General features: G+C 71.2%; 11 protein-coding genes. 5 read left to right on the forward strand and 6 right to left on the reverse strand.

Translation table 11 applies throughout. From position 1 onward, the window contains the following. Positions 1-142: 142 nt before the first annotated feature. Entirely contained in the window at positions 143-1,102 is a 960-nt protein-coding gene (locus tag ACIG87_RS26775) for a family 43 glycosylhydrolase (protein WP_396854193.1), read from the reverse strand. Between the two features lie 98 nt (positions 1,103-1,200). Continuing rightward, positions 1,201-2,226: a LacI family DNA-binding transcriptional regulator gene (locus ACIG87_RS26780; RefSeq protein WP_396854194.1), complete on the reverse strand. Its 1,026-nt coding sequence runs from the start codon at positions 2,224-2,226 to the stop codon at positions 1,201-1,203. A gap of 409 nt (positions 2,227-2,635) precedes the next feature. Between ACIG87_RS26780 and ACIG87_RS26785 the strand changes: the two genes are divergently transcribed. From ACIG87_RS26785 to ACIG87_RS26800, 4 genes are read left to right on the forward strand one after another with little or no spacing between them, the layout of a single operon-like run. Further along, on the forward strand, positions 2,636-3,985 hold the full coding sequence (locus ACIG87_RS26785; protein WP_396854196.1) for an ABC transporter substrate-binding protein: 1,350 nt from the start codon (positions 2,636-2,638) through the stop codon (positions 3,983-3,985). After that, a complete protein-coding gene (locus ACIG87_RS26790; RefSeq protein ID WP_396854198.1) occupies positions 3,982-4,953 on the forward strand; it encodes a carbohydrate ABC transporter permease in 972 nt (323 codons plus the stop codon). Before ACIG87_RS26785 ends, ACIG87_RS26790 begins: the two co-directional genes overlap by 4 nt. Beyond that, complete coding sequence (locus ACIG87_RS26795; protein ID WP_396854200.1) at positions 4,950-5,774, forward strand: carbohydrate ABC transporter permease; 825 nt, start codon at positions 4,950-4,952, stop codon at positions 5,772-5,774. The genes ACIG87_RS26790 and ACIG87_RS26795 overlap by 4 nt, the downstream gene beginning before the upstream one ends. Positions 5,775-5,776: 2 nt before the next feature. Then, the gene (locus tag ACIG87_RS26800; protein WP_396854202.1) at positions 5,777-6,931 is read left to right on the forward strand and encodes a serine hydrolase domain-containing protein; all 1,155 of its coding nucleotides are present in this window, start codon (positions 5,777-5,779) and stop codon (positions 6,929-6,931) included. Positions 6,932-7,161: 230 nt separating this feature from the next. Here ACIG87_RS26800 and ACIG87_RS26805 read toward each other — a convergent pair whose 3' ends face one another. After that, the gene (locus tag ACIG87_RS26805) at positions 7,162-8,490 is read right to left on the reverse strand and encodes a hypothetical protein (RefSeq protein ID WP_396854203.1); all 1,329 of its coding nucleotides are present in this window, start codon (positions 8,488-8,490) and stop codon (positions 7,162-7,164) included. A gap of 427 nt (positions 8,491-8,917) precedes the next feature. Between ACIG87_RS26805 and chvE the strand changes: the two genes are divergently transcribed. Continuing rightward, entirely contained in the window at positions 8,918-10,060 is a 1,143-nt protein-coding gene (gene chvE, locus ACIG87_RS26810; RefSeq protein ID WP_396854205.1) for a multiple monosaccharide ABC transporter substrate-binding protein, read from the forward strand. A gap of 112 nt (positions 10,061-10,172) precedes the next feature. On the opposite strand, the gene ACIG87_RS26815 is transcribed toward chvE, so the two are convergent. The 3 genes from ACIG87_RS26815 to ACIG87_RS26825 all read right to left on the reverse strand — a co-directional run bounded on the left by ACIG87_RS26815 (position 10,173) and on the right by ACIG87_RS26825 (position 14,263). Further along, on the reverse strand, positions 10,173-11,930 hold the full coding sequence (locus ACIG87_RS26815; protein ID WP_396854207.1) for a trypsin-like peptidase domain-containing protein: 1,758 nt from the start codon (positions 11,928-11,930) through the stop codon (positions 10,173-10,175). An 84-nt stretch (positions 11,931-12,014) separates the two neighbouring features. Further along, the gene (locus tag ACIG87_RS26820; protein ID WP_396854208.1) at positions 12,015-13,565 is read right to left on the reverse strand and encodes a sensor histidine kinase; all 1,551 of its coding nucleotides are present in this window, start codon (positions 13,563-13,565) and stop codon (positions 12,015-12,017) included. Continuing rightward, the gene (locus ACIG87_RS26825; protein ID WP_088646020.1) at positions 13,562-14,263 is read right to left on the reverse strand and encodes a response regulator transcription factor; all 702 of its coding nucleotides are present in this window, start codon (positions 14,261-14,263) and stop codon (positions 13,562-13,564) included. Before ACIG87_RS26825 ends, ACIG87_RS26820 begins: the two co-directional genes overlap by 4 nt. Positions 14,264-14,301 lie beyond the last annotated feature (38 nt).

Consider the following 14,301-nt stretch of genomic DNA (forward strand, 5'->3'; position numbering starts at 1 on the left):
CGGCGAGGCAGGCCGGAGCCGGGCGAGGTGGTGTCGACACCGTCCGGTCCCGGCGTCCCGGCGTCCCGGCGTCCGCCGGCGGTGCGGCGGTGGGCGTCGGGCCGCCGCCCGGGGCGGCCGGCCGGACGGTGATCGGGAACTCTCAGCCGGTCGCGGTCACCGTGGTGGTCGGCGTGCCGGCCGTGGTCAGCCCGGTCGAGGTCCGGTAACGGACCGGGATCGGGTCGCTCAGCGCACCGACGAACTCTCCGTCGACGTGGTCGAGGAATCCGATGAGGGACCAGTCGCCGGCCGGACCGGCGACCAACCGGGGCGCGTAGAGGTGCGGGTGCGGGAACGGGCGGGCCGAGGCGATGTCCCACGGGCCGCGCACGTCGTGGCCCTCCGCCACCCAGATCCGATGACCGTGTCCTCGCGTGCCGGCGGCGTCGGTGGAGAACAGCAGCAGGGGCTGCCCGTCGACGACGGCGACCTGGGGCACCTCCAGATGTCCGAAACCGGCCGGGATCGACAGCGGTGGCTGGACTGTCCAGTTCACCAGGTCCGGCGAGGTGGCGTGACCGACGACCCCGCGGGCGTCGGCCGGCCCGGTGTTGGCGCGGGCGGTGACCAGCATGTGCCAGCCGCCGCCGTCCGGGTCGGGGAACACCCACGGGTCGCGCCAGGCCTGCTCGTACCAGAGCGTCCGGTCGAGAAGCTCGTACCAGGTGGGGTCGGCTTCGACGAGCGGCTCGGCACCGTGCCGATGCCAGGTGGTCAGGTCGTCGGAGACGGCCAGGCCGATCCGTTGGACCAGCCCGTCCTCGGCCCGACCGACCCCGGTGTAGAACAGGTACCACCGCCCGTCCGGGCCACGCACCGTGCAGCCCGTCCAGGTCGCGAGGTCGTCCCAGCTCGGCGCGTCGGCGGGCACGATCGCGTCGGCGACCAGTTGCCACGAGCGTAGGTCGGTCGAGACGGCGTGGCCGATCGTGGCGCGGCGGTGCCGGCGGTGCGGGTCGTGCAGGGCGCGGGAGGCGCGCAGGAAGAACGCGTGCCACCGGTCGTTGTCGTCCCGGGCGTACCAGCTGTCCCACACCCAGTGGTCGGGTAGACGTAGCATGGCGGGAAGGTAGCACTAAATCGTTTTAGCAGCCAGGTCGGCGAACCTCCGCAACCCTGCGAGGGGCCGACACGGGGTGCCCGGCGGGCTTTCGCGGCCTATTCCGCCGGGGCGGCCACGGACCTGCGTCGACGCAGCGGCATGGGGACGAGGGACGGCTCGGCGTCGCCGCCGTCGAGGAGGATCTCGACCGCCCGCCGTCCCATCTGCTCGTGCGGCAGTGCGGTGGTGGACAGGCCGGGACGCAGCCAGGCGGCGATCGGGTCGTCGTCGAACGAGACCACCGAGATGTCGTCCGGGACGGTCAGTCCGGCCTCGGCGAGCGCCTGGTAGGCGCCGAAGGCCAACCGGTCGTTCATGCAGATGATCGCGGTGGGACGGGCCGGCCGGCCCAACAGCGTGCGCATCGCGGTGTAGCCGTGCTCGGGCAGCCACTCGGCGCAGAAGCACTCGGTCAGCAGGTCGACCCCGGCGTCGCCGAGCGCCTGGTGGATGCCGCGCAGCCGGGCCCGCGCGGCGAGGGAGACCTCGATGTCGTCCTCCTTGAGCCGGTTGCGGCCGATCAGCGCGATCCGGTCCCGGTGACCCTGGTCGAGCAGGGCGGTGGCGACGGTGCGGCCGGCCCGCTCGTCGTCGGGGAGCACGCAGGGCAGGCTGTCCGGGCTGGTGGCGTTGAGCAGCACCACCGGGCCGCCGAGGATGGCCGGGGGGACGGTCAGCCGGCGGGTCGCCATCGCGGCGTAGATCACGCCGTCGACCTGCCGGTCGAGCATGGCCTCGATGGCGTACTGCTCGAACGTGGCGTCGCCCTGCGTCTCGGTGATGAGCAGGACATGGTCCCGTTCCCGGGCCGCGTCCAGCGCGCCGCGGATGAGGCCGCCGGCGAACCGGGTGGTGGCGACGATGTCGGACACGAACGCGATGGTGGCGGTCTTGCGGGTACGCAGGCTGCGGGCGGCCAGGTTGGGCCGGTAGCCGAGTTCCTCGGCGGCGGCGAAGACGCGTTGGTGTGCCTCGGCCGACAGGCGGGTGCCCTCCCGACCGTTGAGGACCATCGACGCGGCGGTCTTGGACAGCCCGGCCCGCCGCGCGACGTCGGCCAGGGTTGCTCTGTTGCGGCCCATCAGTCCTCCGAATCAGGGCGGCGTCACGGACACCGCACCCGCCCATCATGATGCGTCGGCCCGTCCGGCTCGCTGCCGGAGGCCGCCGGGCGCGCTGCCGGGGCCGCCCGGATCGGGCGTCCGGCCGTGAACCAGACGTTTCCGGACCGTTGCAATTTGGTCCTTGACAGCTCAAGCCGCCGCGCGCATGCTCTGCTAAATCAGTTTAGCGGCTACTTTTGGCAGGTCGGGCGGCACCCTCGTCGCTCCTGGCGCGGTCATCGGTGGCGGCATCGCGTGCTGCGGCGGCACGCCGGTCGCGACGTACTGTTGCGGCTGGTCAACCCGCCGTGACGGGTTCGGTGGACCGTCGCGGCCAGCGGTCGCGGGACGCGCGGAAGAGTCAGGGAGTCCTCAATTGGCTACATCATTGACAAAGTTCCCCCGCCGGCGGATGGCGTTCCTCGCTCCGGTGCTGGCGCTGGGGCTGGCCGCGACGGCGTGTAGCGCGCCCGGGGCGGACAAGTCGCCGACCACCGGGTCCGACGCCCCCGTCAGCACCGAGCTGGGCACCGACCCGATCACCCTGGAGATGTACGCCGAGACCGGCTTCCCGCTGGCCAAGGCGTTGGCCGACGAGTTCACCAAGCAGCACCCGAACGTCAAGTTCAACATCCGCGAGGACCAGTTCACGGTGATCGTGGAGAACGCGCCACGGGTGATGGCCTCGGACAACTCGCCCGACATCATCCGGCTCCCCACCATGGTCGACCTGGTCAAGGACGACCTGCTCAAGAACCTCGACCCCTACTTCGACGCGTACGGCTGGGACAAGTTCCCCGCCTCCCAGCTGGTGCAGCTGCGGGTCGGCGACGGCGGCACCACCCGGGGCACCGGGTCGCTGTGGGGGATGGGCCTCGGCTACAGCGTCACCGGGGTGTTCTACAACAAGAAGCTGGCCGCGCAGATCGGGATGACCCAGCCGCCGGCCACCATCGCCGAGTTCGAGCAGCTCCTGGCCAAGGCGAAGACCGGCGGGGTCCAGCCGATCGTGCAGTTCAACAAGAACACCGCGGGCATCAACTTCCCGCACCAGGCGCTGCAGAACCAGTTCGGTGACCCGACCCAGGTGGCCGACTGGATCTTCCAGAAGCCGGGCGCGACGTTCGACACCCCGGCCGCGCTGAAGGCCACCCAGACCATCCAGAAGTGGGCCCAGGCCGGCTACTTCACCAAGGACGCCAACGCCCTGGACTACGCGAGCATGGTGGGCGAGTTCCAGAAGGGCAACGGCCTGTTCATGTTCAATGGCGACTGGGAGTCGGCCAACCTCGACAAGACGATGCCCGGCGACGTGGGCTTCTTCCTGTTCCCGACCGAGTCGGCCGGCGGCAAGCACGTGGCGATGTCCGCCCCCAACACCTTCGGCATCGGCGCCAAGGCCAAGAACCCGGACGCTGCGGCGTTCTTCCTGAACTGGGTGCACACCAACGCCAAGGCGCGCGAGATCTCGGTCACGGTCGGTGGGTCCAGCCCCGGTGGGCCGAGCGACCTAGCCGTGCCGACCGCCGCCCCGAACACCGTGCTGGCCGAGACGCTCAAGGCGTCCCAGCAGCTCGGCGAGGAGAACGGCGCGGTGGACTTCACCGCGAACGCCACCGGTGGCATCTTCGCCGCCGCGATCACGCCCGAGATGCAGAAGCTGATCGCCGGTCAGCAGACGCCCGAGGGGTACGTGAAGGCGGTCCAGGCCGAGTACGAGAAGGAACTGTCCCGATGACGTCTGCCCTCGGCAGCGCACCGACCGGGCGGGGTGGCGCGGGACCGTCGCCGGACCGACCCACCCACCCGTCCCCCGCGCGGGCCCACCGACTCCGGTGGGCCCGCGCGGGCGGGACGGGCTGGCTCTTCGTCCTGCCGGCCGTGCTGATGTACGCCGTGTTCGTCCTGCGTCCGCTCGTGTTGACCATCCAGTACTCGTTCTACGACTGGAACGGCATCGGGGTGGCCCGCTGGGCGGGACTGGACAACTACCTCACGGTGTTCACCGACAGCGACCTGCTGAAGATCATCGGCAATGCGCTCGTCCTGATCGTCTTCTTCAGCTTCGTCCCGGTCGCGCTCGGGCTGCTGGTGGCCAGCATGGTCCGCCGGATCACCACCGGCGCGTTCGGCACCGTCGTCCGGACGGTCCTGTTCCTGCCCCAGGTCATCCCCCTGGTGGCGGCGGGCATCGCGTGGAGCTGGCTGCTGTCGTCGAACGGCCTGGTCAACCAGGTGCTCCGCGCGGTCGGCCTGGGCGGGGTGGCCCGCGCCTGGCTCGGTGACTTCGACACCGCGCTGCCCGCCGTCGGCGTCATCGGCGCCTGGGTCCTGCTCGGCCTCTGCACGATCCTGCTGGTCACCGGGATGAGCAAGATCGATCCCGCGCTGTACGAGGCGGCCCGCCTCGACGGCGCCGGCCCGATCCGGGAGTTCTTCGCGGTGACCCTGCCCAGCCTGCGCCAGGAGATCGGGGTCTGCCTGACGGTGACCATCATCGCCGCCCTGGCCAGCTTCGACATCGTCTACATCTCGACCAGCGGCGGTCCCGGACTGCAAACCACCGTGCCGGGCCTGGAGATCTACCGGCTGGCCTTCTCGCAGCGGCAGGTCGGGCTCGCCTCGGCGCTGGCCGTCGTGCTGATGGTCCTGGTGCTGGTCTGTGTGCTGCCGATCCAGCGACTGACCCGGGGAGACAAGTCATGAACCTGAGCCGGCGCGAACACCTGACCGGCCGGATCTTCCTGATCGTCCTGGTCCTGGTCACCCTGCTGCCGTTCGTCAGCATGCTCTCCGCGGCGCTCCAGCCGCGCGGCACCATCCCCAGCGGTCTGGCCTGGCCGTCGGACCCGCAGTGGGGCAACTTCGCCGACGCCTTCACGGTGGCGAACATGGGCGCGCTGCTGCGCTCCAGCCTGCTCATCGTGGCCGGCGTCGTGCCGGTCTCGGTGCTCATCGCCACCATGGCCGGCTTCGGGCTGGGGCAGCTCCGGGTCCCCGGCGGCCGGATCGTGTTCGGTCTGCTGCTGCTCGGGCTGACCCTGCCGTTCGAGGCGGTGGTCACCCCGCTCTACTACCAGATGCAGGATCTCGGCCTGCTCAACACCCGTTGGGCGATCATCCTGCCGTTGATCGGGCTGTACATGCCGTTCGCGGTGTTCTGGATGCGGGCGCACTTCACCAACGTGCCGGTGGAGCTGTCCGAGGCGGCCCGGGTGGACGGCAGCAGCACCTGGCAGCTGTTCTGGCGGGTCCAGGTGCCACTTGCCCGCCCGGCCATCGCGTCGCTGACCATCCTGATGTTCCTCTGGACGTGGAACCAGTTCCTGCTGGCCATCGTCCTGGTCGACGACCCTGCCAAGCGCACGATGGCGGGTGCGCTCGGGGCGTTCCAGGGCCAGTGGGGCACCGACCTGGTGCTGCTGTGCGCCGGGTCGCTGCTGATCCTCACCCCGACCCTGATCGTCTTCCTGATCTTCCAGCGTCAGTTCATCAAGGCCCTGATCCAGGGCTCACTGAAGGGATAGCAGTGGCCACGCAGCCGCAGATCCACGGCGACGCCGACGAACACTACGGGCGGGTGGCCGACGTCTTCCGGGAGAACTTCACCGCCCGGGGGGAGGTCGGCGCGGCAGTCACCGTCTACGTACGGGGTCGCAAGGTCGTCGACCTGTACGGCGGGACGGCCGACCCCCGGACCGGCCGGCCCTGGACGCCGCACACGCCGGTCGTCGTCTTCTCCTGCACCAAGGGCATCCTGGCGATCTGCGCCTACCTGCTGGTGCAGCAGGGCCGACTCGACCTGGACGCGCCGGTCACCCGCTACTGGCCCGAGTTCGGCCAGCACGGCAAGGAGCACATGCCGGTGCGCTGGCTGCTCACCCACCAGTCCGGCCTGCCCGCGCTGGACCGCCCGCTGACCCTCGACGAGGTGCTCGCCTGGGAGCCGGTCGTCAAGGCGATCGAGGCCCAGACCCCGCTGTGGCGGCCGGGTACGGCGCACAGCTACCACCCGATGACCTACGGGTGGCTGATCGGCGAGGTGATCCACCGGATCACCGGCCAGTTGCCCGGCGCGTTCTTCCGGGACGCCCTGGCGACGCCGCTCGGCCTGCGTACCTGGCTCGGGCTGCCCGCCGCCGAACGCGACTCGGTCGCCTGGAACCTCGCCCCGCCGCCCGACCCGGAGCCGTTCGTCGACCCGGTCGCCGACCGGGGGATCACCATGGGCGGCGCGTTCGCCTTCCCCGCCGACGACACCGGCCTGGTCAGCTTCAACGACCCGGCCATCCAGGCCGCCGGCATCCCCGGCGCGGGCGCGGTGAGCACGGCCGACGGCCTGGCCCGCCTCTACGCCGCCTGCGTGTCGGAGGTGGCGGGGCCGCCCCTGCTCGACCCGACGTCGGTGGACGACGCGACCGTCGTGCGGTCCCGGGGCCAGCAGCGGCACGGCCCGCCGGACACCGGACAGCGCTGGGGCAGCGGCTTCCTGCTGCACTCCCCGCCGGCCCGGCCGTTGCTCGGCGAGCGCAGCTTCGGTCACGACGGCGCTGGCGGGAATCTCGCCTTCGGTGACGACACCCACCAGGTCGGCTTCGGCTACGTGGTGAACCAGATGCAGGCAATGGGCGACGAGCGCGCCAACCTGCTGACCGCCGCCGTCCGCTCCTGTCTGGACGTCTGAGCGCCAGGGACCTCTGAGCGCTCCGGACGTCGGTGCGCTCCGGGCGTCTGGGCGTTGCGGTGACCGGGCGTTGCGGACCGCAGGGTGTTGCGGTGACCGGGGCGTTGCGGACCGCAGGGCGTTCGGTGCCGGCCGCTCGGGAAGACCGGAACGTCCGCCCCGGGTACCCCCGATCTCGGGCACCCGGGGCGGACGCTGTCCTGACCGGTGGTCGGGCGGGCCGGAGTTGCTCAGCTACCCGGCTTCGCCGGCTTCCGCTGGCTCAGCAGCCAGCGCAGGATGCGGCCGTCCTCGTAGGTCGGCCCGAACGCCGCGTGGTAGTCCGGCAGGGTGAACGCCGAGTCGGCGTACTCGGTGTAGTGGACCAGCCCGTCGATCTGTGCCGGCGTCTTGCCCCGGGTCTCGTACGCCTGCCGCAGCAGGGCGGAGGAGTTGCGCGCGCCCGAGACGTCGAGCAGGTGGTCGTGCTCGCCGTGGGTGATCCAGACCGGGACCTCGGCCGCCGCGATCGCGGTGGCCTGGCTGGTGTTGACCGGGAAACCGCCGGTGACCAGTCCGCCGGCGAACAGGTCCGGACGCTTGGCGAACGCCTCCCACAGCAGCTGGGAGCCGTACGACACGGTGGTCGCGTACACCCGGCGGGTGTCCACGGCGAACTCGTCGACGAACTGGTCGAGCAGCTTGACCAGCAGGTCGGCCTCGGCGACGCCGCCGACCCGCTGGTGCTGCGGGGCGAGGACGATCACGTCCTCGCGGCTGCCGGTCCAGCCCGGCTGCGACCAGGCGGTCGCCGGGATGTCGGCGGCGAGCTGGACGCCGAGGTTGTCGCCGTCCCAACCCATTCCGTGGCCGGGCAGGACGACCATCAGCGGGTACGTGCGGCCCGGTTGGTAGTTCTTCGGCAGGCGGTAGTGGTAGGGCAGCACCATTCCCGCGCTCAGGAACGAGCCGTAGCGGAACTCGTCGACCAGCGGGTCGACCGGCGCTTCGGTGACCGGGCGGGACTGGCCGGGAGTGGCCCTGGCCAGCACCGGCCCCTTGCCACCGCCCCGGCCCGGCTGGGCGTGCACGTCCTTGCGCTGCACCACCCGGGTGGGCAGCACGGGGTTGACCTTCACCGAGCAGAGGAAGGTCGGGCACTTGGAGACGATCACCGTCCAGCCACCCTGGTCGGCCGGGTCCAACTCCACGATGACGTACCGGCCGGGTGTCGACCGGTGGTCGGCCCGGGTGGTCGGTGCGCTGTTGGTGTAGGTGCGGGTGACCGTGCGGTCGGCGAGTTTCGGCAGGTCCTCGATGGGATCGAAGCGGAAGTTGTAGACGGTGTCGGCCACGGTGAAGGTGCTGTCGTCAAGCGTGCGGGGGTTGACCGTGGCGCCGTACTCGACGGCCACCGCGGACACCTTCTGACCGTAGGTGTAGACGGTGGTGATCGGGGTGATGCTGCGGATCCCGTCCCGGCCGCCGCGGTCGTCACCGGGGGTGCCGTACGCGGTGCCGGAGGAGGCGACCAGCACGAGCGTGGCGACGAGCGGGATCAGTCCTCTGCGCAGTCTCATCCGAGTCCTTTCCTCGGGGTACGGCCGTCCGTCCGGTCCCGTCCGCCGGCTCGTCTGCCGGCCGCACGGTGGAGAGGGGACGGTCGCTAAATTGATTTAGCGAAGCATGAATGTCTGCCCTCGCCGTGTCAATGGTGGACCCGTGGCAAGCCGGAAGCCTCGTGTGACGGGCTCCGGCGGCCGTCCGACCCCGGTGGCGTCACTGTGTGTGGGCGCGGCCGAACCGGTTCGCCGGCGCGGCGTGGAGTCGCGCAGGCCCCGGTGCGCGGGCGGGTCACTGGGCCGACAAATCGGTGGAGCCCGTTACGAGACCGTGACGTCCGGATTTCCGAGGGGGTGTTGACGGGGGCGATGTGAGCGCTAACACTACCCCGAAAGGTGACAGGTGGTCCCCGCAGTCGGCGGGAGTTCCGGAGAGGAGAAACCTGTGCGCAGGAAATTCCTGGTTGCGCTCGGCGGCGCGGCATTGGCGTTCAGCCTGGCCGCGTGCAGCGGAGGAGGAGCCGGTAGCGGCGGCGACACCAGCGACAAGAAGCCCGCCGACCTGACCATCGGCGTCGCCATGCCGACCCAGACCTCGGAGCGGTGGATCGCCGACGGCAAGGCGGTGAAGGAGAAGCTGGAGGCCAAGGGTTACAAGGTCGACCTCCAGTACGCCGGTGACGACATCCCCACCCAGTCCCAGCAGGTCGACCAGATGATCACGCAGGGCGCCGACGTCCTGATCATCGCGGCGATCGACGGCACCGCGCTGAGCGGCCAGTTGGACGCCGCCGCCGCCGCGAAGATCCCGGTCATCTCCTACGACCGGCTGATCCTGGGCAGCAAGAACGTCGACTTCTACGTCAGCTTCGACAACTACAAGGTGGGCGTCGCCCAGGCGACCGCTCTGCTGGTCGGGCTCGGCCTGCAGACCAAGGACGGCGCGAAGGGCACCGCGACCGGCCCGTTCAACGTCGAGCTGTTCGCCGGGTCGCTCGACGACAACAACACCCAGTACTTCTTCGGCGGCGCGATGGACACCCTCAAGCCGTTCATCGAGAACGGTTCGCTGAAGGTGAAGTCGGGTCAGAACCGCATCGAGCAGGCGGCGATCCTGCGCTGGCAGCAGGAGACCGCGCAGCAGCGGATGGAGAACCTGCTCACCTCCACCTACAACGACGGCACGGTGGTCAACGGGGTGCTGTCGCCGTACGACGGGATCTCCCGGGGCATCATCACCGCCCTGCAGAACGCCGGCTACGGCAAGGGCGCGAAGAAGCTGCCCGTGGTGACCGGTCAGGACGCCGAGATCGCCTCGATCAAGCTGATCAACGACGGGGTGCAGAGCTCCACTGTCTTCAAGGACACCCGGCTGCTCGCCGAGCAGGCCGCCCTCGCGGCGGAGGCATACCTGCAGGACAAGGAGCCGCAGGCCAACGACACCAAGACCTACAACAACAAGGTCAAGGTCGTTCCGGCGTACCTGCTGCCGATCCAGACCGTCTACAAGGACGACATCCAGAAGGCGCTGATCGACTCCGGCTACTGGACGGCCGAAGAGGTCGCCGCCGGCCAGGCCAAGAAGTAAGCCGGTCGTGGGGGGGGGGGGGGGGGGGGGGGGGGGGGGGCGGCCCCCCCCCCCCCCCCCCCCCCCCCCCCCCCCCCCCCCCCCCCCCGCCCGGAGGAGGCAGGTCTCGTTGCTATGACGTCTCGGCGAGCGTGACGGTTGCCGTAGCCTCGGCACCATTTCGCTTGTAGGTCACCTCGACCCGGTCACCGACCTTGCCGGCCTGGACCGCGCCGACGAGGTCGTTGGAGTCGTTGATCGCCTTGTCGCCGAACTTGGTGATCACGTCACCCCGCTGGATGCCGGCCCTCTCGGCGGCGCTGCCCGCGACGACCGAGGCGACCAGGGCGCCACCGTCCTCGGCCGCGTTGACGCTGACCCCGAGGGAGGGGTGGCTGATCTTCTCGCCACGCTGGAGCTTCTCGGCGACGTCCTTGGCCTTGTTGCTCGGGATGGCGAAGCCGACGCCGATGTTGCCGGTGCTGCCCTGCCCGGCGGTGGCGATGGCGGTGTTGATGCCGATCACCTCGCCACGGGTGTTGACCAGCGCGCCACCGGAGTTGCCCGGGTTGATCGGGGCGTCGGTCTGGAGCAGGCCGGAGATCGAGCTGGCACCCTGCTGCGGGGCCTGCTGCGGGATGTCCTGCGGCTGCTCCGGGCTCTGGCTGCCGGCCTGGATGGTGCGGTCGCGGGCGCTGAGGATGCCGGCGGTCACCGAGCCCTGGAGGCCGAGCGGGCTGCCCAGGGCGAGCACCTGGTCACCCACCTGCATGGCGTCGCTGTCGCCGAACTTCGCCGCCTTGAGGTTGTCGACGCCACTGGTCTGGACCACCGCGAGGTCGGTCTTCGGGTCGGTTCCGATGATCTTGGCTTGGGCGGACTTGCCGTTGGCGAAGACCACCTTGACGGTGCCACCCGAGGCGGACGCCACCACATGGTTGTTGGTGAGCACGAAGCCGTCGGCGCTGAGGATCACGCCCGAACCCTCACCGCTGTCGGTCATGATCGAGACCACGCTGTCCTGCACCGACGCCGCGATCTTCGGCAGGTCGGCGCTGCTGATCACCGGGGCGGCCGAGTAGGTGCGGGTGATGCCGCCCCGGTCGCCGCCGTCGACGGCGAGGGCGAGCGCGCCGCCGGCCACGCCGGAACCGAGCATGAGGGCGAAGACGGCCACTCCGGCGCCCACGAACTTGGCCACCTTGCCGGCCTGCGGCCCCGGGCCACCGGCCTGCGGCCCCGGACCGGACGCCCACGGCGGAACGGGCTGGCCGGGGTGCTGCGGCCCGGCCGGTCCACCGGAGCCGGCCTGCGCCGGGTAGCCGGCGGACGGCTGACCCGTGACCGTCGCCCCCTGCTGGCCGGGGTAGCCGGTGCCCGGCTGCCCTGCGGCGGTGGAGCCGTACTGACCGGAATAGCCGACGGACGGGTTACCCGGACCGGGCTGCCCGGCGGCGTGCTGCCCGGAGTGACCGGGGGCCCAGCCGGACTGCGGGTAACCGGACTGCGGGTAACCGGACTGCGGGTAACCGGCCGACGGCGGCTGGCCTGCCGAGGGGTAGCCCGGGTAGCCGGCGGACGTGGGATAACCGGGCCGGTACGCCTGGTCACCGGCGGTCGCACCGGACTGGTGCGGGGTCTGCGGGTACGGGGTGGCGGAGGGCGGCGCGTACGGCGACGACGGCGGCGCGTACGGCGATCCGGGGCTGGGCGTGCCGGCCGGCTCCCCCGCGGGGCCGGCGGCGTCACCGGGGGCGGCGGTGGTGTCGCCCCGGGCGGCGGTGGTGTCGGACTCGCCGCGCTCGACGCGGGACGGCTCGGCGGAGGGGTGCGACGGCTCGGCGTCGGTGGCAGCCGGCCGACGCTGCGGGTCGGTCTCGAACTCGGTCATGCCACTAGTTTTCCCCGTGGCACTGTCACCAGCCTGGAACCTGGCTGGAAGTTATCTGAAAGTCACCCCCCGGCCGGCGGAGGATCATTCCGGGTCGCCGTCCACCTCGGGCAGCAGGGGCAGCCTGACCCGGAAGGTCGCGCCACCGCCCGGCGTCTCGTCCACCTCCACCGTGCCCTGGTGGGCGGTGACCAGCGCGGCGACGATGGCCAGCCCCAGGCCGGTGCTGGTGATCCCGCTGGCCCGGCGGGTCCGGGCCGCGTCGGCCCGGTAGAACCGCTCGAAGACCCGCTCGGCCTGCTCCGGGGCGAGCCCCGGCCCGGTGTCCGCCACCTCGACCACGGCCACGTTCCCGGTCTCGGAACGCAGCCGCAGGGTCACCGACGCCTCCGGCGGGGTGTGGGTCAGCGCGTTGGTCATCAGATTGCCGATCACCTGCCGCAGGCGGGCGTCGTCGGCGTGCACCACCAGCGGGCCGGAGCCCGGTGCGATCTCCAGCTCGATGCGCCGCTCCGGGGCGACCACCCGGGCCGCCTCGACCGCCTCGGAGGCGAGCACCGGCAGCTCCACCGGGGCCAACGCGAGCGGACGTTCCCGGTCCAGCCGGGCGAGCAGCAGCAGATCCTCCACCAGCAGCCCCATCCGGGCCGCTTCGTCCTCGATCCGGCGCAGCAGGTCGGCGGTCTGCTCCGGCGCGCGGGCCGCCCCCTGCCGGTACAGCTCGGCGAAGCCCCGGATGGTGGTCAGCGGGGTCCGCAGCTCGTGCGAGGCGTCCGCGACGAACTGCCGCATCCGCTCCTCCGACCGCCGGGCCCGGGCCTCGGAGGCCAGGGCGGCGTACGCCGCGTCCCGGGCACCGGCCTCCGCCGTCCGGGCGGCCATCTCCGAGGCGGCGCGGGCGGTGAAGGCGGCCTCGATCTGGGCCAGCATCGCGTTCAACGCCCGGGAGAGCCGGCCCAGTTCGGAGGTGGCGCAGTCCTGCCCCTCCTCCGGGTCGGGCACCCGACGGGTCAGGTCGCCGCCGGCGATCGCGGCGGCGGTCCGCTCGATCTCCACAAGTGGTTTCAGGCTGGTCCGCACGATGGCCGCGCCGACCGAGGCGAGCAGGATCAGCACCGCCCCGCCGACCAGCATGTCTATCCAGATCAGCCGCTTGACGGCCAGGTCCACGTCGGTCATGTGCTGGCCGAAGGCCAGAATCCGGCCGTCACCGAGATCGGTGTAGAGCATCCGCCAGCGGGTCCGGCCGTCCTGGGACCGGACGGTGAACGGTTCGCCGACCTGGGCGGAGAAGCCGGCGAAGTCGTCGGGAAACGCGGGCAGTTCCTCCGGCCGCAGCCCCGAGTAGCGCGAGGGGCCCTCCACGCCGGAGCTGCTGGCCTGCGCCGCCACGTAGTCGGTAGGGATACCGACCAGGATCGGGCCACGAGATTCCTTGAGTGCCCGCGCCACCCCGTTGGTGTCGCCACTCAGCTGGTCGTCCACCTGCCCGATCAGGTACTCGCGCAGGAAGTACGTGGTCAGCGAGCTGATCACCACGAGGGCGATGGCGACCAGGGTGAGTACCGCCGCGACCAGCTTGACCCGCAGCGGGACGCTCCGGATCCGCCCTTTCGCCTCGTCGAGCGGGCTCACGCCGCCGGCTTGCGCAGGACGTAACCCACCCCACGCAGGGTGTGGATCAGGCGGGGCTGGGTGTTGTCGACCTTGCGACGCAGATAGGAGATGTAGGACTCGACGATGTTGTCGTCGCCCCGGAAGTCGTAGTTCCAGACGTGGTCGAGGATCTGCGCCTTGGACAGCACCCGGTTGGCGTTGAGCATCAGGTAGCGCAGCAGCTTGAACTCGGTCGGCGAGAGCTGCACCCGCTGGCCGGCCCGGTGCACCTCGTGGGTCTCCTCGTCCAGTTCCAGGTCGGCGAAGGTGAGCCGGGAGGGGGCGTGCTCGCCGGTGGCCGTACGGCGCAGCACCGCCCTGATCCGGGCGGTCAGCTCCTCCAGGCTGAACGGCTTGGTGACGTAGTCGTCGCCGCCCAGGGTGAGCCCACGGATCTTGTCGTCGGTGGCGTCCCGGGCGGTCAGGAACACCACCGGGGTGCGGGTGCCGCCCTCTCGGAGCATCCGGATGACCTCGAAGCCGTCCAGGTCGGGCAGCATCACGTCGAGCACCACCAGGTCGGGGCGGTGGTCCTTGGCCGCGTGCAGGGCCGCGCTGCCACTGGTGGCGGTCGCCACGTCGAACCCCGCGAAGCGGAGGCTGGCGGAGAGTAGTTCGAGGATGTTGGGGTCATCCTCGACGACGAGCAGTCGCGCCTCGGTCTGGGTAGCGGCCATGCTGGCCATCATCCGTGACGTCGCTGCGTCGGCGCTGG

Origin of the sequence: Micromonospora sp. NPDC051925 (assembly GCF_044548625.1) — a bacterium.
Classification (GTDB): domain Bacteria; phylum Actinomycetota; class Actinomycetes; order Mycobacteriales; family Micromonosporaceae; genus Micromonospora.

What these genes read in the sequence shown, in the direction of transcription:
- ACIG87_RS26795 (WP_396854200.1), top strand. Translation starts at nt 4,950, where the DNA reads ATGAACCTGAGCCGGCGCGAACACCTGACCGGCCGGATCTTCCTGATC.
- ACIG87_RS26805 (WP_396854203.1), bottom strand. Translation starts at nt 8,490, where the DNA reads ATGAGACTGCGCAGAGGACTGATCCCGCTCGTCGCCACGCTCGTGCTG.
- ACIG87_RS26780 (WP_396854194.1), bottom strand. Translation starts at nt 2,226, where the DNA reads ATGGGCCGCAACAGAGCAACCCTGGCCGACGTCGCGCGGCGGGCCGGG.
- ACIG87_RS26775 (WP_396854193.1), bottom strand. Translation starts at nt 1,102, where the DNA reads ATGCTACGTCTACCCGACCACTGGGTGTGGGACAGCTGGTACGCCCGG.
- ACIG87_RS26825 (WP_088646020.1), bottom strand. Translation starts at nt 14,263, where the DNA reads ATGGCCGCTACCCAGACCGAGGCGCGACTGCTCGTCGTCGAGGATGAC.
- ACIG87_RS26790 (WP_396854198.1), top strand. Translation starts at nt 3,982, where the DNA reads ATGACGTCTGCCCTCGGCAGCGCACCGACCGGGCGGGGTGGCGCGGGA.
- ACIG87_RS26815 (WP_396854207.1), bottom strand. Translation starts at nt 11,930, where the DNA reads ATGACCGAGTTCGAGACCGACCCGCAGCGTCGGCCGGCTGCCACCGAC.